The 16558-nt window shown below is 73.5% G+C and carries 20 protein-coding genes; 3 read left to right on the forward strand and 17 right to left on the reverse strand.

Annotated features, from left to right (window positions below; genetic code table 11):
* Positions 1 to 144: 144 nt before the first annotated feature.
* The 7 genes from trpM to hisI all read right to left on the reverse strand — a co-directional run bounded on the left by trpM (position 145) and on the right by hisI (position 5005).
* Positions 145 to 417, reverse strand: a complete 273-nt coding sequence (gene trpM / locus DEJ43_RS08380) for a tryptophan biosynthesis modulator TrpM (RefSeq protein WP_041662252.1) — start codon at positions 415 to 417, stop codon at positions 145 to 147.
* 7 nt (positions 418 to 424) lie between these two features.
* On the reverse strand, positions 425 to 1234 hold the full coding sequence (gene trpC / locus DEJ43_RS08385) for an indole-3-glycerol phosphate synthase TrpC (protein WP_041662254.1): 810 nt from the start codon (positions 1232 to 1234) through the stop codon (positions 425 to 427).
* Positions 1235 to 1389: 155 nt separating this feature from the next.
* Positions 1390 to 1965 (reverse strand): DUF2752 domain-containing protein, encoded by a 576-nt coding sequence (locus DEJ43_RS08390; protein WP_411572262.1) that lies wholly within the window; start codon positions 1963 to 1965, stop codon positions 1390 to 1392.
* A gap of 77 nt (positions 1966 to 2042) precedes the next feature.
* Entirely contained in the window at positions 2043 to 2291 is a 249-nt protein-coding gene (locus DEJ43_RS08395) for an HGxxPAAW family protein (protein WP_015032899.1), read from the reverse strand.
* Positions 2292 to 2448: 157 nt separating this feature from the next.
* Positions 2449 to 3099: a TIGR02234 family membrane protein gene (locus tag DEJ43_RS08400; protein WP_015032900.1), complete on the reverse strand. Its 651-nt coding sequence runs from the start codon at positions 3097 to 3099 to the stop codon at positions 2449 to 2451.
* A gap of 14 nt (positions 3100 to 3113) precedes the next feature.
* The gene (locus DEJ43_RS08405; RefSeq protein ID WP_015032901.1) at positions 3114 to 4619 is read right to left on the reverse strand and encodes an anthranilate synthase component I; all 1506 of its coding nucleotides are present in this window, start codon (positions 4617 to 4619) and stop codon (positions 3114 to 3116) included.
* 11 nt (positions 4620 to 4630) lie between these two features.
* Complete coding sequence (hisI, locus tag DEJ43_RS08410; RefSeq protein ID WP_015032902.1) at positions 4631 to 5005, reverse strand: phosphoribosyl-AMP cyclohydrolase; 375 nt, start codon at positions 5003 to 5005, stop codon at positions 4631 to 4633.
* A gap of 84 nt (positions 5006 to 5089) precedes the next feature.
* Between hisI and DEJ43_RS08415 the strand changes: the two genes are divergently transcribed.
* Positions 5090 to 5725 carry a TIGR03085 family metal-binding protein gene (locus DEJ43_RS08415; RefSeq protein WP_015032903.1) on the forward strand — a complete coding sequence of 212 codons (636 nt, stop codon included), beginning with the start codon at positions 5090 to 5092 and terminating at the stop codon, positions 5723 to 5725.
* A gap of 55 nt (positions 5726 to 5780) precedes the next feature.
* Here DEJ43_RS08415 and DEJ43_RS08420 read toward each other — a convergent pair whose 3' ends face one another.
* From DEJ43_RS08420 to hisD, 10 genes are all read right to left on the reverse strand, one after another.
* On the reverse strand, positions 5781 to 7019 hold the full coding sequence (locus tag DEJ43_RS08420; protein WP_015032904.1) for an MFS transporter: 1239 nt from the start codon (positions 7017 to 7019) through the stop codon (positions 5781 to 5783).
* Positions 7016 to 7603, reverse strand: a complete 588-nt coding sequence (locus tag DEJ43_RS08425) for an ArsR/SmtB family transcription factor (protein ID WP_015032905.1) — start codon at positions 7601 to 7603, stop codon at positions 7016 to 7018. The genes DEJ43_RS08420 and DEJ43_RS08425 overlap by 4 nt, the downstream gene beginning before the upstream one ends.
* 119 nt (positions 7604 to 7722) lie before the next feature.
* On the reverse strand, positions 7723 to 8478 hold the full coding sequence (gene hisF / locus DEJ43_RS08430) for an imidazole glycerol phosphate synthase subunit HisF (protein WP_015032906.1): 756 nt from the start codon (positions 8476 to 8478) through the stop codon (positions 7723 to 7725).
* Positions 8475 to 8873, reverse strand: a complete 399-nt coding sequence (locus DEJ43_RS08435) for a RidA family protein (RefSeq protein WP_015032907.1) — start codon at positions 8871 to 8873, stop codon at positions 8475 to 8477. The genes hisF and DEJ43_RS08435 overlap by 4 nt, the downstream gene beginning before the upstream one ends.
* Positions 8870 to 9601, reverse strand: a complete 732-nt coding sequence (gene priA, locus DEJ43_RS08440; protein WP_015032908.1) for a bifunctional 1-(5-phosphoribosyl)-5-((5-phosphoribosylamino)methylideneamino)imidazole-4-carboxamide isomerase/phosphoribosylanthranilate isomerase PriA — start codon at positions 9599 to 9601, stop codon at positions 8870 to 8872. Before priA ends, DEJ43_RS08435 begins: the two co-directional genes overlap by 4 nt.
* Positions 9602 to 9603: 2 nt before the next feature.
* The gene (gene hisH / locus DEJ43_RS08445; RefSeq protein ID WP_015032909.1) at positions 9604 to 10251 is read right to left on the reverse strand and encodes an imidazole glycerol phosphate synthase subunit HisH; all 648 of its coding nucleotides are present in this window, start codon (positions 10249 to 10251) and stop codon (positions 9604 to 9606) included.
* On the reverse strand, positions 10248 to 10412 hold the full coding sequence (locus tag DEJ43_RS37345) for a hypothetical protein (protein WP_015032910.1): 165 nt from the start codon (positions 10410 to 10412) through the stop codon (positions 10248 to 10250). The genes hisH and DEJ43_RS37345 overlap by 4 nt, the downstream gene beginning before the upstream one ends.
* A gap of 2 nt (positions 10413 to 10414) precedes the next feature.
* On the reverse strand, positions 10415 to 11008 hold the full coding sequence (gene hisB / locus DEJ43_RS08450; RefSeq protein WP_015032911.1) for an imidazoleglycerol-phosphate dehydratase HisB: 594 nt from the start codon (positions 11006 to 11008) through the stop codon (positions 10415 to 10417).
* Entirely contained in the window at positions 11005 to 12135 is a 1131-nt protein-coding gene (locus tag DEJ43_RS08455) for a histidinol-phosphate transaminase (RefSeq protein WP_015032912.1), read from the reverse strand. Before DEJ43_RS08455 ends, hisB begins: the two co-directional genes overlap by 4 nt.
* Positions 12132 to 13484 (reverse strand): histidinol dehydrogenase, encoded by a 1353-nt coding sequence (hisD, locus tag DEJ43_RS08460; protein WP_015032913.1) that lies wholly within the window; start codon positions 13482 to 13484, stop codon positions 12132 to 12134. Before hisD ends, DEJ43_RS08455 begins: the two co-directional genes overlap by 4 nt.
* A 203-nt stretch (positions 13485 to 13687) precedes the next feature.
* On the opposite strand from hisD, the gene DEJ43_RS08465 reads away from it, so the two are divergent.
* Both DEJ43_RS08465 and DEJ43_RS08470 read left to right on the forward strand, forming a co-directional pair.
* The gene (locus DEJ43_RS08465) at positions 13688 to 15301 is read left to right on the forward strand and encodes a hypothetical protein (RefSeq protein WP_015032914.1); all 1614 of its coding nucleotides are present in this window, start codon (positions 13688 to 13690) and stop codon (positions 15299 to 15301) included.
* A 157-nt stretch (positions 15302 to 15458) separates the two neighbouring features.
* The gene (locus DEJ43_RS08470) at positions 15459 to 16550 is read left to right on the forward strand and encodes a hypothetical protein (RefSeq protein ID WP_015032915.1); all 1092 of its coding nucleotides are present in this window, start codon (positions 15459 to 15461) and stop codon (positions 16548 to 16550) included.
* Positions 16551 to 16558 lie beyond the last annotated feature (8 nt).

Consider the following 16558-nt stretch of genomic DNA (forward strand, 5'->3'; position numbering starts at 1 on the left):
CCCGTCCCCGGCCTCCGCCCAGTTGTGGGCATTCGTCCGCCGGGGGCGGTGGAGGTCCCCCGGACGATGCGGGGGAGGGCGGGCGCGCCGGAGGCCGCCCGTGGGGCACACAGGGCGGAGGGGTCGCCAGAAGGCGCCGTCCGGCTAGGCGTCGCTGTCGTTCGTGGTGGGGCGCGCGACGCGCCGGCGCCATCGCATGCCGTTGACCTGGCCCGGCTCGTCGCCGATGACATACCGCACCCGGCGGCCGTGGACACGGCGGGCGGGCGCGCGGCAGCCACGCGGACGGCAGCCCCTGGCCAGCGGGGCGTGCGGCGCGGGTACGGTCTCGGCCGCGGTACGCAGCCTGCCGCCCGGCACGCCGACGGTCCCCCGGGCGGTGCCCGGAGGGGTCGGCGTGGCGCGGCGGCGGGTCATGGTGGGGTCAGCTCCGGCCGTGCCGGAGGGCGGGGTGGGCGCCGGCGGCGACGAGGTCGGCGACGGCGGCCTTGGGGTCGCGGCCGGTGACGAGGGACTCGCCGACCAGGACCGCGTCCGCGCCCGCGTTGGCGTAGGCGATGAGGTCGTGCGGGCCCCGGACGCCGGACTCGGCGACCTTGACGATGTGCGCGGGGATCTCGGGGGCGACGCGCTCGAAGGTGGAGCGGTCGACCTTGAGGGTCTTGAGGTTGCGCGCGTTGACGCCGATGATCCGGGCGCCGGCGTCGACGGCCCGCTCGACCTCCTCCTCGTCGTGCACCTCGACGAGCGGGGTGAGCCCGATGGACTCGGCGCGCTCGATGAGGGAGACCAGCGCCTCCTGCTCCAGGGCGGCGACGATGAGGAGCGCGAGGTCGGCTCCGTACGCCCGGGCCTCCCAGAGCTGGTACGCGGTGACGATGAAGTCCTTGCGCAGGACGGGGATGTCGACCTTGGCGCGGACGGCCTCCAGGTCCGCGAGCGAGCCGCCGAAGCGGCGCTGCTCGGTGAGGACGGAGATGACGGCCGCGCCGCCCGCCTCGTAGTCCGCGGCGAGTCCGGCCGGGTCGGCGATCGCGGCGAGTGCGCCCTTGGACGGGCTGGAGCGCTTGACCTCGCAGATCACCTTGACGCCGTCGCCGCGCAGTGCGGCGACGCCGTCCTTGGCCTGCGGCGCCTTGGCGGCGCGCTCCTTGAGCTCGTCGAGGGTGACCCGCGCCTGCCGCTCTGCGAGGTCGGCGCGCACGCCTTCGATGATCTCGTCGAGCACACTCACGCGAGGGGCCCCCTTCCGGGACGGTGATGGTGATGATGAACCAGGTTCAGCCACATCGATCCTATCCGCAGGACGGCCCCGGAATCGCATCGACCGGAGTCGCGTCCCATCTGCTGGGACTCCCGTAGGGATCCGTCGCGGTGTCGTACGGGCGCTCAGGGGGCCAGTGCGGAGCCGAAGGGAAGGTTCCGGACCAGGGTGAAGAGGGCGAGGACGGCCCCGACGCCCCACCACAGGACCGGGGAGGCCGCGAGGCGCATGGGGACCCCGCGGATGGCACGAATCAGCCAGACGGCCATGAGGACGGCGAAGAGTCCGTAGCCGACGACGGCGAGGGCGTTGGCGCCGAGGGCGGCGGGGAGGTCGCCGTGGACGAAGGCGTGGGCGCTGCGGAGGCCGCCGCAGCCGGGGCAGTAGATGCCGGTGAAGCGGAGCAGCGGGCAGACGGGGTAGTGCCCCGGCTCGTTGGGGTCGACGGTCCCGACGTACGCGAAGGCGGCGGCGACCCCGGCGAGCGTCGCGACCGGGGCGAGGAGCCGACGCGCGAGCGACCGGGGCGGCGGCGGCACGGGGCCCCCGGGGCCGGGCCACGCGGGCGCGTGCGCCTGCGCGTGCTGGGGCGCGGCCGTCGGCGGTGGCGGTGACGCCGGCGGTACGGGACCGCCCGCGGGTTCACCCGGTCGGGTGCTGGATGTGTCGGTCACGGCTCCGGCCGTCGGCTGCGGGTCCACCCGGTGATTCTCGCCCTGGACGCGCGGGAGCGCAGCCCGGCACGGCCGGACTGCGCTCTCGGATGCGTCGTCTCGCGTCAGGAACGGGCCTGGAGCGTCGCGGCCTCGCGGGCGGCGGTGACGGAGGCCGACTCCTTCGGCATGCCGAGACCCGCCACCTTCATCGCGCCGCCGACGATGCCGCCGAGCACGATGACACCCACGCCCGCCCAGAAACCGGGCACGTTGGCGGCCACCATGAAGACTCCGGCGACGCAGAAGCCGATGAAGGAGATGATGACACCGGTCCAGGCGGCCGGGGTGTGTCCGTGGGCGCTGCCCGCCATGAGTTGCTCCTCGTTGCAGTTGCTCGATGGTGAGGTCTCGCGTGCGCGGACTCTCGGCGCTCATTGTCCCGCACGAGGGCGCGCGAGGATGAATCGGGGGTGCCGGGACGATCACGCGTCGCGGCCGGCGGTCCCGTCGGGTCCGCCGGTCGCCCCGTCACGCGCCGTGGGTGGGGTCCTCGCCGCGGTCCAGGGCCTTCCACAGGTCCTCGGGCCGGTCGGGGTCGGCCTGGGCGGCCTTGCGCGCGGCGCGGGGGGCGCCGGAGCGCTCGTACCGGCCGCCCATCGCGGGCCAGCTCTTGCCGAAGCGCAGCGCGAAGAGGCCGGCGAGCAGGATGAGGACGGCGCCCGCGGCGGTCACGTACGGCCATACGGTGTGGCTCAGCCCGGCCACGGCGGCGGCCGTGTCGCCGCTGATGCGGGCGGCCTCGGCGTCCAGGGCCGCCCGGTCGGAGGCGCCGAGGACGGCGGCGAGCGCGGCGCCCGCGCCGCTGAGCGCGAGGAGCGCGGCGACGAGGGTGCGGCCGGTGCGGCGGACGGCGAAGACGGCGAACAGCGCGGCGAGACCGACGATCGCGAGCGCGGTCGGCACGCCGGTGACGGTGCCGCCGTCGGCCTCGACGGGGACGGTGCCGCCGCCGACGGAGGCGGTGCCCTCCGCCCAGATCTGGCCCGCGGAGAGCAGGACGACGGTGGCGCCGAGGGCGCCGAGGAAGAGGGCCGCGGCCAGGCTGCGGCGGCCGCCGCCGGGGACGGCCGCGCGGGCGGCGCGGGGCTGGGGTACGGGTACGGCACTCACGTACCCCACTATCCCCTACGGGGTCAGACCGTGTTCATCCGGTTGGCGGTGTGGACGGCCCGCAGGACCGCCGCGGCCTTGTTCCGGCACTCGTTGTCCTCGGCGACCGGGTCGGAATCGGCGACGACACCCGCTCCGGCCTGCACATACGCGGTGCCGTCCCGGAGCAGGGCGGTGCGGATGGCGATCGCGGTGTCGGCGTCCCCGGCGAAATCGAGATAACCGACACATCCGCCGTACAGGCCGCGCCGGGAGGGTTCGAGCTCCTCGATGATCTGCATGGCGCGGGGCTTGGGCGCGCCGGAGAGGGTGCCGGCCGGGAAGCAGGCGGTGAGGACGTCGAAGGCGGTCCGTCCCTCGGCGACCTCGCCGGTCACGGTGGAGACGATGTGCATGACGTGCGAGTAGCGCTCGACGGACATGAAGTCGACGACCTCGACGGAGCCGGGCGTGCAGACGCGGCCCAGGTCGTTGCGGCCGAGGTCGACGAGCATGAGGTGCTCGGCGCGCTCCTTGGGGTCGGCGAGCAGCTCCTCGGCGAGGTCGTGGTCCTCCTGCGGGGTGGCGCCGCGGTGCCGGGTGCCGGCGATGGGGTGGAGCAGCGCGTGGCCGTCCTCGACCTTGACCAGGGCCTCGGGGCTGGAGCCGACGACGTCGAAGCCGTTCTCGAAGCGGAAGAGGTACATGTACGGGGACGGGTTGGTGGCCCGCAGGACCCGGTAGACGTCGAGTGCGGAGGCGGTGCAGCGGGTCTCGAAGCGCTGCGAGGGCACGACCTGGAAGGCCTCGCCGGCCCGGATGCGCTCCTTGATGTCCTCGACGGCGTCCTGGTAGGCCGGGCCGCCCCAGAGCGCCGAGACTGTGCCGTCCTCAAAACTGGGCAGTTCGGAGGCGGGCAGGGCGGTGGGGGCGGTGGCGACCGGGCGGGCCAGGTCGGCCTCCATGGCGTCGAGCCGGGCGACGGCGTGCGCGTACGCCTCCTCGACGCCGGTCTCCAGGTCGTTGTGGTTGATCGCGTTGGCGATCAGCAGGACCGAGCCGTCCCAGTGGTCGAGGACCGCGAGGTCGCTGGTGAGGAGCATGGTCAGCTCGGGGAGCTCCAGGTCGTCCCGGGTGGAGTCGCCGATCTTCTCCAGCCTGCGGACGATGTCGTACCCGAGGTAGCCGACCATGCCGCCGGTGAACGGGGGCATGCCCGAGGCGAGGTCGCGGGGAGTGTGGAGGGTCTCGACGGTGGCGCGCAGGGCGTGCAGCGGGTCGCCGTCCGTGGGGACGCCGACGGGCGGGGTGCCCAGCCAGTGGGCCTCGCCGTCCCGCACCGTGAGGGTGGCGTCGCTGCGGACCCCGATGAAGGAGTAGCGGGACCAGCTGCGGCCGTTCTCCGCGGATTCGAGGAGGAAGGTGCCGGGCCGTTCGGCGGCGAGCTTGCGGTAGAGCCCGACCGGGGTGTCGCCGTCCGCGAGCAGCCGGCGGCTGACGGGGATGACGCGGCGGTCGGCCGCCAGCTTGCGGAAGGTGTCGAGATCCATGGCGCCAGACCCTACTCGGACACGGGGTCCGCGGCGGACCCGGAGACGGGGAGCACATCGGCGTCGAAGCAGGTCCGGGCGCCGGTGTGGCAGGCGGCGCCGACCTGGTCGACCTTGACGAGGAGGGTGTCGGCGTCGCAGTCGAGGGCGACGGCCTTGACGTGCTGGACGTGGCCGGAGGTGTCGCCCTTGACCCAGTACTCCTGGCGGCTGCGGGACCAGTAGGTGCAGCGGCCGGTGGTGAGGGTGCGGTGCAGGGCCTCGTCGTCCATCCAGCCGAGCATCAGCACCTCGCCGGTGTCGTACTGCTGGGCGATGGCGGGGACGAGCCCGTCGGGGCTGCGCTTGAGCCGGGCGGAGATGGCCGGGTCGAGATTGCTGCTCATGGCGCCATTGTGCCGCCCTTCGGGGTGGGGTCCGGCGGGGCGTCCACTGGGCGGACCGGCGGCGCCCGCCGTACGCTGGCGGTCATGTCGACCCATGCCAAACGTGAACGGCTTCTGCTCGCCGATCTGTTGGAGGCGGCCGGTCCGGACGCCGCGACGCTCTGCGAGGGCTGGCGGACCCGGGACCTCGCGGCCCATGTGGTGGTGCGGGAGCGGCGGCCCGACGCGGCGGCCGGTTCGCTCGTACCGGCGCTGAAGGACAGGCAGGACCGGGTGCAGGCGGAGTTCGCCGACAAGCCGTACGAGGAGCTGATCCAGCTCATCCGAACGGGGCCCCCGAGGTTCTCGCCGTTCACCATCAAGCAGGTGGACGAGGGGGCCAACGTCGTCGAGTTCTACGTGCACGCCGAGGACGTACGCCGTGCCCAGCCCGACTGGTCGTCGCGCGAGCTCGACCCGGTCTTCGCGGACGCCCTCTGGTCGCGTCTGGAGCGCACCGCGCGGCTGCTCGGCCGCAAGGTCCCGGTGGGCCTGGTGCTGCGCCGCCCGAACGGCCAGACGGCGGTGGCGCACCGCGGCACCCCGGTGGTGACGGTCTCCGGCGAGCCGGGCGAGCTCACGATGTACCTGTACGGGCGCCAGTCCGCGGCCAAGGTGGAGGTGGAGGGCGAGCCGGAGGCGATCGAGCGGCTGCGCGAGACGAAGCAGCTGGGCCTCTGAGCGGCCACCCCGGCCCCTGACGGGCCCCGACCGGCCCCGGACGCCCCCACCAGGGCTACCGGGGCAGCTCGGCCCTGCGTACGGTCCTGACCGCGAGGCCGTAGACGCCGGCGAGCGCGCAGATCGCCGCGCTGACGGTGAAGACAGGCCCGACGCCCCACAGGCCGATCGCGGCGCCCGTGAGCGGGTAGGTGAGCGGGGCGAGGCCCAGGCTCACCAGGCTGGAGACGGCCGAGACACGGCCGAGGTAGGCGGGGTCGCACTCGGTCTGGACGAGGGCCCCGCAGAGCGCTCCGGAGAGGCCGGCGAGCAGGCCTATCGCGAGGGCGACCGCGACGGCGACGGGCAGCCGCGGGACGAAGGCGAGCGCGCCGATCGAGACGGCGCCGAGAGTCATGGTCCAGCCGAGGACCGCTCCGGCGCGCGGCACCCGGCCCTTGACGCCGAGCAGCAGCGAGGCGCTTCCGGCGCCGACGCCGAAGCCGGCGAGGACCCAGCCGATGCCGGAGGCGCCCCAGCCGCGCTGGTCGGAGAGGAGCGCGAGGCCGACGTTGAGGGGGCCGACGAACCCGAGGTCGCTGAGGGCGATGACGATCATGAGCGGCCCGAGGACCCGGTGGCCGCGGAGATAGCGCAGTCCGTCGACGAGATCGCCGTACGCCGTGCCGTTCTCCTTCGCGGCCTCGCCGGTGAGCGGGCGGAGCCGGAGGGCGAGCAGCAGCGGCAGGGAGAGGGCGAAGAGCGCCCCGGCGACGGCGAAGGCGGCGCCCGGTCCGCCGAGGGCGACCGCGAGGCCGCCGAGCGGGGCGCCGAGGACGGCCCCGGAGCGGTAGGCGAGGCCGCGCAGGCCCTGGACGCGGGCGAGCTGGTCGTGCGGGGCGATCCTCGGCGGCAGGGCGCCGACGGCGGGCATGAAGAGCGCGTCGACGACGCCGAAGACGAGGGCGACGCCGGCCAGCACCCAGAGGGTGGGCGAGGTGACGAGGACGAGCGCGGCGACGCCGAGGACGACGACGCAGCGGACGGTGTCGGAGGCGAGGACGACCCGGCGCGGGCCGAGGCGGTCGGCGATCACTCCCCCGCCGAGCATCAGCAGGGCGCGCGGCACGGCGCTGACGGCCATGACGAGTCCGGCCTCGGCCGGTGTGCCGCCGCGGACGGCGGCCCAGGAGAGCGCCAGGTGGTAGACGCTGTCGCCGAGGGTGGAGGCGGTGAAGGCGCCGAGCCAGCGCAGCACCTGGGGGTCGCGGTGGGCGGGCCGCGCCGGGGCGGCGGCGGTCAGGACGGCGGTCATGAGCGGTAGGGGAAGCCGTGGAGGTGGATGGCGACGTTCTCGCGGCCCTCGTTGTCGCCGGCGGCCTCGGCGGCGCGGGCCTGCTGGTCGTACTTGCGCAGGACGGCGTCGAGTTCGGCGCCGAGGGCGGTGAGCTCGGCGGCGGTGAGGCGCGGGAGCCACTCGGCGCTGAGGGAGGCGGAGCGCCAGGTGTCGGACCAGGTGTGCCGTTCGTCGAGGAAGCGGGCGTACATCCGGGTGCGCTGCTCGTCGACCGTGCGGCCGAAGGCGGCGCTCGCGGCGGCGAGTTCGGGGGCGTCGCGGAGGTCCTCGTCGTGGATGCTGAAGCCGTACGAGCTCGGCTGCCACCACCGTTCCCTGCCGTCCGCCGACTGGGTCTCGGCCTCCTCGATGAGGCCGTGCTCGGCGAGTTTGCGCAGGTGGTAGCTGACCAGCGAGACCGCCTCGTCGACCTGGTCGGCGAGCTGGGACGCGGTGGCGGTGCGGGCCACGAAGAGGGCGCGGTAGAGGCGCATCCGCAGCGGGTGCGAGATGGCCTTGAGGGTGCCGAGATCGGTGATCCGGCGGTTCTCCGGCGAGGTCATGACACCGACCCTAGATGCGAAAGAAAAGTTGCACAACAAGAATTGCACAACAGATCTTGCGCATTCGGGGAAAACGCGGGGCCCCCGAAGGGGCCCCGCGCACCAGACGGAACGACGGGTCAGCGGACCGGGTGGCCCGCCCCCCGCAGCTCGTCCTTGACCTGCGAGATCCGCAGGTCGCCGAAGTGGAAGACGGAGGCCGCGAGCACCGCGTCCGCGCCGGCGGCCACCGCCGGCGGGAAGTCGGCGAGCTTGCCCGCTCCCCCGCTCGCGATCACCGGGACGGTCACGTGCTTGCGCACCGCCGCGATCATCTCCGTGTCGTAGCCGTCCTTCGTGCCGTCCGCGTCCATCGAGTTGAGCAGGATCTCCCCCGCCCCCAGCTCGGCGGCCCGGTGCGCCCACTCGACGGCGTCGATGCCGGTGCCCTTGCGGCCGCCGTGCGTCGTCACCTCGAAGGAGCCCGAGGGCGTGCGCCGGGCGTCGACCGACAGGACCAGCACCTGGCGGCCGAAGCGCTCGGCGATCTCCTGGATCAGCTCGGGCCGCTCGATGGCTGCCGTGTTGACGCCCACCTTGTCGGCACCGGCCCGCAGCAGCTTGTCGACGTCCTCGGCCGCGCGGACGCCGCCGCCGACCGTGAGCGGGATGAAGACCTGCTCGGCGGTGCGGCGCACCACGTCGTAGGTGGTCTCCCGGTTGCCGGAGGAGGCGGTGATGTCGAGGAAGGTCAGTTCGTCGGCGCCCTCGGCGTCGTACAGCTTGGCCATCTCGACGGGGTCGCCGGCGTCCCGCAGGTTCTGGAAGTTGACGCCCTTCACGACCCGGCCGTTGTCGACGTCCAGGCAGGGGATCACCCGTACCGCAAGGCTCATGCCGCACCGGTCCTGAAGGCCTCGACCTCGACCTCGACGACCAGGCTCGGGTCGACGAAGCCGGACACGATGATCATCGAGGCGGCCGGGCGGACGCCGTCGAACAGCTCCTTGTGGGCCCGGCCGACCTCGTCCACGTCCCGCGCGTGGGTGATGTACATCCGGGTGCGGACGACGTCCTCCGGGCCGAGACCCAGCTGCTTCAGCGCGTCGAACGCCACGTTGAAGGAGTTGATCGCCTGCTCGTACGGGCCGCCGCCGGCGATCTGGCCGCCGATCACGGACGTACAGCCGGAGACCAGGACCAGACCGTTCGGCAGCTCCACCGCGCGGGAGTAGCCGAACTGCTCCTCCCAGGGGGCGCCGGTGACGATCTTCTTCACGCCGTCGGTCATGCGGACGCCACCGCCTCCAGCGCCTCTTCGAGGGTGAACGCCTTCGCGTACAGCGCCTTGCCGACGATCGCGCCCTCGACGCCCAGCGGCACCAGGCCGGACAGGGCCCGCAGGTCGTCCAGGGACGACACGCCGCCGGAGGCGACGACGGGCTTGTCGGTGGCCGCGCAGACGTTCTTCAGGAGCTCCAGGTTGGGGCCCTGGAGGGTGCCGTCCTTGGCGATGTCGGTGACGACGTAGCGCGAGCAGCCCTCGGAGTCGAGGCGGGCGAGGGTCTCGTAGAGGTCGCCGCCGTCGCGGGTCCAGCCGCGGCCGCGCAGGGTCGTGCCGCGGACGTCGAGGCCCACGGCGATCTTGTCCCCGTGCTCGGCGATGACCTTGGCGACCCACTCGGGGGTCTCCAGGGCGGCGGTGCCGAGGTTGACGCGGGTGCAGCCGGTGGCGAGCGCGGCGGCGAGGGAGGCGTCGTCGCGGATGCCGCCGGAGAGCTCGACCTTGATGTCCATGGCCTGCGCGACCTCGGCGATCAGCTGCCGGTTGTCACCGGTGCCGAAAGCCGCGTCCAGGTCGACCAGGTGCAGCCACTCGGCGCCGGAGTTCTGCCAGGCGAGGGCCGCTTCGAGCGGGGAGCCGTAGGAGGTCTCGGTGCCGGACTCGCCGTGCACGAGGCGGACGGCTTGACCGTCACGGACGTCGACGGCGGGGAGGAGTTCAAGCTTCTGAGCCATGATCAGAGGGTCTCGATCCAATTGGTGAGGAGCTGGGCTCCGGCGTCGCCGGACTTCTCGGGGTGGAACTGGGTCGCCCACAGGGCGCCGTTCTCGACGGCCGCGACGAAGGGCTCGCCGTGGGTGGCCCAGGTGACCTTGGGGGCGCGGATGTTCTTGTTGCCGACCTCGAGGGTCCACTCGCGCACCGCGTAGGAGTGCACGAAGTAGAACCGGGCGTCGGCGTCGAGGCCCGCGAACATCTCGGTCTCCTGCGGCGCGTCGACCGTGTTCCAGCCCATGTGCGGGACGACGGGGGCGTTCAACGGCTCGACCGTACCGGGCCACTCGTCGAGGCCCTCGGTCTCCACGCCGTGCTCGAAGCCGTGGGCGAAGAGGATCTGCATGCCGACGCAGATGCCCATGACCGGGCGGCCGCCGGCGAGCCGGCGGCCGACGATCCAGTCACCGCGGGCCTGCTTCAGGCCGGCCATGCAGGCGGAGAAGGCGCCGACGCCGGGGACGAGGAGTCCGTCGGCGTTCATCGCGGTGTCGTAGTCGCGGGTGATCTCGACGTCGGCGCCGACCCGGGCGAGGGCGCGCTCGGCCGAGCGCACGTTGCCGAAGCCGTAGTCGAAGACGACGACCTTCTTGGCGGCGGTCGCGGTCATGACCACACGTCCAGCCGCAGCACGCCGGCCGAGAGGCACATGGCGGCGCCGATGGAGACGAGCACGATGAGGCCCTTGGGCATCTGCTGCTTGACGAAGGAGTAGATGCCGCCGAGCAGGAAGAGCCCGACGACGATGAGGATGGTGGAGAGGCCGTTCACTGCTAGAGCGCGCCCTTCGTGGAGGGGAGGATTCCGGCGGCGCGCGGGTCGCGCTCGGAGGCGTAGCGCAGCGCGCGGGCGAAGGCCTTGAACTGGCACTCCACGATGTGGTGCGCGTTGCGCCCGTAGGGCACGTGGATGTGCAGGGCGATCTGGGCCTGGGCGACGAAGGACTCGAAGATGTGCCGGGTCATCGTCGTGTCGTACGAGCCGATCATCGGCGCCATGTTCTCGGGCTCGGTGTGCACGAGGTACGGGCGGCCGGAGAGGTCGACGGTGACCTGGGCGAGCGACTCGTCGAGCGGCACGGTGCAGTTGCCGAAGCGGTAGATGCCGACCTTGTCGCCGAGGGCCTGCTTGAAGGCGGCGCCGAGAGCGAGGGCGGTGTCCTCGATGGTGTGGTGCGAGTCGATGTGCAGGTCGCCGTCGGTCTTGACGGTGAGGTCGAACAGACCGTGCCGGCCGAGCTGGTCGAGCATGTGGTCGTAGAACCCGACCCCGGTCGACACGTCGACCTTTCCGGTTCCGTCGAGGTCGATCTCGACGACGACGGAGGTCTCCTTGGTGGTGCGCTCAACGCGGCCTACGCGGCTCATCGTTCCTGCTCCTTCATCAATTCACGAACCGCGTCGAGGAACGCGTCGTTCTCTTCGGGGGTGCCGGCGGTGACCCGCAGCCATCCCGGTACGCCGTTGTCCCGGACCAGGACGCCCCGGTCGAGGATCCGCCGCCAGGCCACGTGGCTGTCGGGGAACTTCCCGAACTGCACGAAGTTGGCGTCCGAATCGGTGACCTCGCAGCCGATCCCGCGCAGCTCGGTGACGAGCCGGTCGCGCTCGGCCTTGAGCTGCTCGACGTACCCGAGGAGGGTGTCGGTGTGCTCGAGGGCGGCGAGCGCGGTCGCCTGGGTGACGGCGGAGAGGTGGTACGGGAGCCGGACCAGCTGGACGGCGTCCACCACGGCCGGGTGGGCGGCGAGGTAGCCGAGGCGCAGTCCGGCGGCGCCGAAGGCCTTGGACATGGTCCGGGAGATCACCAGGTTCGGGCGGCCCTCGATGAGGGGCAGCAGCGAGTCCCGGTGGCTGAACTCCACGTACGCCTCGTCGACGACCACCAGGGAGGGCTTGGCCGCCTGGGCCGCCTCGTACAGGGCGAGGACGGTGTCGGCCGCGACCGCGGTGCCGGTGGGGTTGTTGGGCGAGGTGATGAAGACGACGTCGGGCCGGTGCCCGGCGATCGCCTGCTCCGCCGCCGCCACGTCGATGGTGAAGTCGTCGTTGCGCGGGCCGGAGATCCAGCCGGTGCCGGTGCCGCGGGCGATCAGGGCGTGCATCGAGTACGAGGGCTCGAAGCCGATCGCGGTGCGGCCGGGGCCGCCGAAGGTCTGCAGCAGCTGCTGGAGGACCTCGTTGGACCCGTTGGCCGCCCAGACGTTCTCGACGGCGACCGGGTGCTTGCCGGTCCGGGTGAGGTAGCGGGCGAGCTCGGTGCGGAGCTCGACGGCGTCCCGGTCGGGGTAGCGGTTGAGGGTACGGGCGGCCTCGGCCACCCGCTCCGCGATCCGGGCGACGAGCGGCTCGGGCAGCGGGTAGGGGTTCTCGTTGGTGTTCAGCTGGACGGGGACGTCGAGCTGCGGCGCGCCGTAGGGGGACTTGCCGCGCAGCTCGTCACGGACGGGCAGCTCGTCCCAGGCGGACCGGTCGGGATTCGGGGTCTCGGTCACGTGGTCTCCGGCACCTTCCATCCGAACCTTGCCTTGATCGCGGCGCCGTGGGCGGGGAGGTCCTCCGCCTCGGCGAGGGTCACCACGTGGTGGGCGACGTCGGCGAGCGCGTCCCGCGTGTAGTCCACGATGTGCACGCCGCGCAGGAAGGACTGCACGGAGAGGCCCGAGGAGTGGCAGGCGCAGCCGCCGGTGGGCAGGACGTGGTTGGAGCCGGCGCAGTAGTCGCCGAGGGAGACGGGGGCCCAGGGGCCGACGAAGATCGCGCCGGCGTTGCGGACGCGGTCGGCGACGGCGGCGGCGTCGGCGGTCTGGATCTCCAGGTGCTCCGCGCCGTACGCGTCGACGACCGTGAGGCCGTCGGCGAGGTCGCGGACGAGGACGATCGCGGACTGGCGGCCGGCGAGGGCCGGCACGATCCGGTCGTCGACGTGCTTGGAGGCGGCGACCTGCGTCTTCAGTTCGGCCTCGGTGGCGGTGGCCAGCTCCTCCGAGTCGGTGACGAGGACGGAGGCGGCCATCGGGTCGTGCTCGGCCTGGCTGATCAGGTCGGCGGCGACGTGCACGGGGTCGGCGGTGGAGTCCGCGAGGATCGCGATCTCGGTGGGGCCGGCCTCGGCGTCGATGCCGATGCGGCCCTTCAGGAGGCGCTTGGCGGCGGCCACGTAGATGTTGCCGGGGCCGGTGACCAGGTTGACGGGGGCGCAGCCGGGGTCGGCTTCGGTGCCCGCGCCGCCGAGGGTTCCGTACGCGAACATGGCGATGGCCTGGGCGCCGCCGGCGGCGTACACCTCGTCGACGCCGAGCAGGGCGCAGGCGGCGAGGATCGTCGGGTGCGGCAGTCCGCCGAACTCCTTCTGCGGTGGCGAGGCGACGGCCAGGCCCTCGACGCCGGCCTCCTGGGCCGGGACGACGTTCATCACGACGGAGGACGGGTAGACGGCGCGGCCGCCCGGCACGTAGAGGCCGACGCGCTCGACCGGGATCCACTTCTCGGTGACGGTGCCGCCGGGGACGACCTGGGTGGTGTGGGTGGTGCGGCGCTGCTCGCGGTGGACGAGGCGGGCGCGGCGGATGGACTCCTCGAGGGCGGCGCGGACGGCCGGGTCGAGCTCTTCGAGGGCGCGGGTGATCGCCTCGGCGGGGACGCGCAGGCTCGGGACGCGGACGCCGTCGAATTTCTCCCCGTAGTCGATCACCGCGGCCGCGCCATGATGCCTGACGTCCTCGCAGATCGGCCGCACCTTCTCCAGGGCGGCTTCCACGTCGAACTCGGCACGGGGCAGCAGGTCACGCAGGGCGGCACCCTCGGGGAGGGGCTCGCCGCGCAGATCGATTCGAGAGATCACGGGTCAATTCTCGCAGACGGCCCACGGCGCCGGACGCGCGTATCACTGGCTGATACACGCCACACTGGCGTCTTGTCGCCACTCCTGACCGTTAGCGTTCAGCCCGTCACTCAGCGGGAAGAACGGCTGTACGAATCCACGAAGATCCGGAAACGGAATCGCGGGATCGTGGGAACGGATCGTGGAAAGCGAGGGGGGCGGCAGTGACCGAGCCGCACGAGGACGGGATGCCGGACGGTCTCACGGGCCCGGAGCGGGCCGTGTGGCGGGCGTTCCGCATCGGCAGGACGTGTGATCTGACGGAGGGGATCGCGGAGCGGGACGACCCCTTCGGGGGGCGGGAGTGGGGGGAGGCGCGGAGTGTCCGCGCGGACGTCGTGGCGCTGCTGCTGCTCGCCGGTCCGCCGGCCAGGTCCGGGCGGGTCGCCGCGCTGAAGCTGCGCGGGGTCCGGATCACCGGCGTGCTGGACCTGGCGGGCGGCACGATAGGGCCGTACGTGGAGCTGCAGGGCTGCCGGTTCGACGGCGAGGTGGTGCTGCCCGAGGCCCGGTTCGGGACGCTGCGGATGATCGAGTGCGCGCTGCCGCGCCTGGAGGCGGCCCGGCTGCACACCGAGGGGGACCTGCATCTGCCGCGCTGCCGGGTGGACCGGGGCATCCGGCTGACCGACGCCCAGATCGGCACGGACCTGCTCGTCAACCAGATCCGGGTGTGGCCCGACCGGCGGGGCCGGGCGATCACCGCGGACGGGATGGTGGTCGCCCAGGACCTCCAGGCAGAGCTGATCGAGACGCACGGGGAGCTGAGCCTGCGCGGGGCGAAGATCGGCGTGTCGCTGAGCCTGCGGGGCAGCGTGCTGCGCGGCGCGCAGGGCCGCCGCGCGCTCAACGCCCCGCAGCTGACGGTGGAGCGCTCCCTCTATCTGAACGCCGCCTGGGTGTACGAGGAGTCGGGCAGCGCCGGACAGGCCGGCAGCGCCACGGCCACCCCGCCGTACGGGGTGACGCCCGTGCAGGGCGCCCGCCGCAAACCGGTCGAGTGCCACGGCGGGGTGCGCCTCGACGACGGCCGGTTCGGCGACGCGGTGGACCTGCACCACGCCCGCTTCCTGCTGAGCGGGGCGCGCCGGGAGGAGGTCTCGCTGCGCCGGATCGTCACACCGGAGCTCCGGTTCAACGGCGAGCGTCCCGCGGAGGGCCGCGTCGTGCTCAACGGCGCCAAGGTCGTCACCCTGATCGACCTGTCGACCAGTTGGCCGGGGCCCGGCGGGCTGGCGATGGGCGGCTTCGCCTACGAGAACCTCGTGCCGTACGGACACTTCCCGCTGGCCCGGCGGCTGGAGTGGGTGGCGGCGGCGACCCCGGAGTACGCCCCCGAGCCGTACGAGCGCCTGGCGACCGTCCTGCGCAACAGCGGGGAGGACGCCGACGCCCGTCAGGTGCTGCTGGCCAAGCAGCGGCGCAGACGGGAGACGCTGCCGCTGGCGGGGAAGCTGTGGGGGTACCTCCAGGACTGGACGGTGGCCTACGGCTACCGGCCCGGCCGGGCGGCGCTGTGGATGGCGGTCCTGTGGGCGGCGGGCACGGTGGCCTTCTCGCACTACCCGCCGGTGCCGCTGAAGGCGGACGAGGCCCCCGAGTGGAACGGCACGCTGTACGCGCTGGACCTGCTCATCCCGGTGATCAACCTCGGCCAGGACGGCTACTGGCGCCTGGAGGGGATCTGGCAGTGGGCGGCGGCCGTGCTGATCATGCTGGGCTGGATCCTGGCCACGACGGTCGCGGCGGGCGCCACCCGACTGCTGAGCAGGGGGTGAGCAGAGGGACGGGCGAGGCGGGGGACGCGCTCCGTGCCGCGCGTTTGGTCATGAGGCGGAGTTTCGGTGAGCGTGGCGGGCGGCGGCGAAGGTTTGGTGTGCGGGCCGTGAGACCGGCTGCCGCGGCGGCGGAGGCCGGGAGACAATACGTCACACCATGTCCTTGTTCCGTGCTCTGATCGGCGCCGTCCGCGCGGCCCGGCACGCCCCGCGGCTCGCCGCCGGGTTCGTGCCGGACGACAACGTGCTGCTCGACGCCCCGGACGAGCGGCTCGCCCCCGCGCTGGTCGCCGCCGCCCTCGCCGATCCGGAGCCGGCCGCGAAACTCCTCGCCACCACCCGGGACGCCTGCGAGTGGGAGGACCGCGACCGATACGTCACCCGGCTCGCCACCTTCGCGTACAGCAGGGGCGAGTGGCTCACCCACTGGCTCGCCGTCGCCCCCCGCGACCCCGACGCGCTGCTCGTGGCGACCCAGCTCGCCGTCCGCCGGGCCTGGGAGTCGCCCGCGCGGGCCGAGCGGCTGCGCGAGCTCGGCCCGCTGATCCACGCGGTGGCCGAGGACGCGCCGCACGACCCGGTGCCGTGGCGCCTCGCCCTGGACCACGCCCGCGGCTCGCACGCCGGGCACGCCGTCTTCGAGTCGCTCTGGGAGCAGGCCGTGCGCCGCTCCCCGCACCACTACGGCAGCCATGTCGCGGCGCTCAAGTACCTCTCCGCGCAGTGGTACGGCTCGCACCGGGCCGCCTTCGACTTCGCCGAGCAGGCGGCCGACGACGCCGCCCCCGGCTCGCTCGTGCGGGCCCTTCCGGTCCGCGCGGCCCACGACCGGCTCCGGGTGCCGCCGGACCGGGACCCGGCCGTGCCGCCGGCCCGGGTCGACCTGGCGGCGGACCGCGCCCTCGAACTGTCGGCCGCCTTCCCGGTGGGCGACCCCTGGCCGGCCGAGGTCCGCAACGTGCTGGCGTACGTGCTGGTGGAGCGGGAGCGGTGGGGGGAGGCGCGGGAGGAGTTCGGCCGGATCGGGGCGCACGCCACCTCGTTCCCGTGGGGCGGGGCGCCGGGCGCCGGACGCGGAGCCGTACGGGAGGACGCTCCCCCGGGCTCTCAGCCCCGCTCGAACAGGGCGGACCCGCTGCGCCGGTTCCTCGCCGCGCGCGACCGGGTGCGGGGCGAGCTGGCCCGCCGTACGCCGCTCTGGGAGCCCGGACACGGACGGGCCGGACGGGGCGGGCCCGGCGGCCATTAGGCTGACCG

Origin of the sequence: Streptomyces venezuelae ATCC 10712 (assembly GCF_008639165.1) — a bacterium.
Classification (GTDB): domain Bacteria; phylum Actinomycetota; class Actinomycetes; order Streptomycetales; family Streptomycetaceae; genus Streptomyces; species Streptomyces venezuelae.

Bases quoted from the DNA above. Each gene is read 5' to 3' on its own strand.
- trpM (WP_041662252.1), bottom strand. From the start codon at position 417: ATGACCCGCCGCCGCGCCACGCCGACCCCTCCGGGCACCGCCCGGGGG.
- DEJ43_RS08395 (WP_015032899.1), bottom strand. From the start codon at position 2,291: ATGGCGGGCAGCGCCCACGGACACACCCCGGCCGCCTGGACCGGTGTC.
- DEJ43_RS08405 (WP_015032901.1), bottom strand. From the start codon at position 4,619: ATGGATCTCGACACCTTCCGCAAGCTGGCGGCCGACCGCCGCGTCATC.
- hisI (WP_015032902.1), bottom strand. From the start codon at position 5,005: ATGAGCAGCAATCTCGACCCGGCCATCTCCGCCCGGCTCAAGCGCAGC.
- DEJ43_RS08415 (WP_015032903.1), top strand. From the start codon at position 5,090: ATGTCGACCCATGCCAAACGTGAACGGCTTCTGCTCGCCGATCTGTTG.
- DEJ43_RS08420 (WP_015032904.1), bottom strand. From the start codon at position 7,019: ATGACCGCCGTCCTGACCGCCGCCGCCCCGGCGCGGCCCGCCCACCGC.
- DEJ43_RS08425 (WP_015032905.1), bottom strand. From the start codon at position 7,603: ATGACCTCGCCGGAGAACCGCCGGATCACCGATCTCGGCACCCTCAAG.
- hisF (WP_015032906.1), bottom strand. From the start codon at position 8,478: ATGAGCCTTGCGGTACGGGTGATCCCCTGCCTGGACGTCGACAACGGC.
- DEJ43_RS08435 (WP_015032907.1), bottom strand. From the start codon at position 8,873: ATGACCGACGGCGTGAAGAAGATCGTCACCGGCGCCCCCTGGGAGGAG.
- priA (WP_015032908.1), bottom strand. From the start codon at position 9,601: ATGGCTCAGAAGCTTGAACTCCTCCCCGCCGTCGACGTCCGTGACGGT.
- hisH (WP_015032909.1), bottom strand. From the start codon at position 10,251: ATGACCGCGACCGCCGCCAAGAAGGTCGTCGTCTTCGACTACGGCTTC.
- hisB (WP_015032911.1), bottom strand. From the start codon at position 11,008: ATGAGCCGCGTAGGCCGCGTTGAGCGCACCACCAAGGAGACCTCCGTC.
- DEJ43_RS08470 (WP_015032915.1), top strand. From the start codon at position 15,459: ATGTCCTTGTTCCGTGCTCTGATCGGCGCCGTCCGCGCGGCCCGGCAC.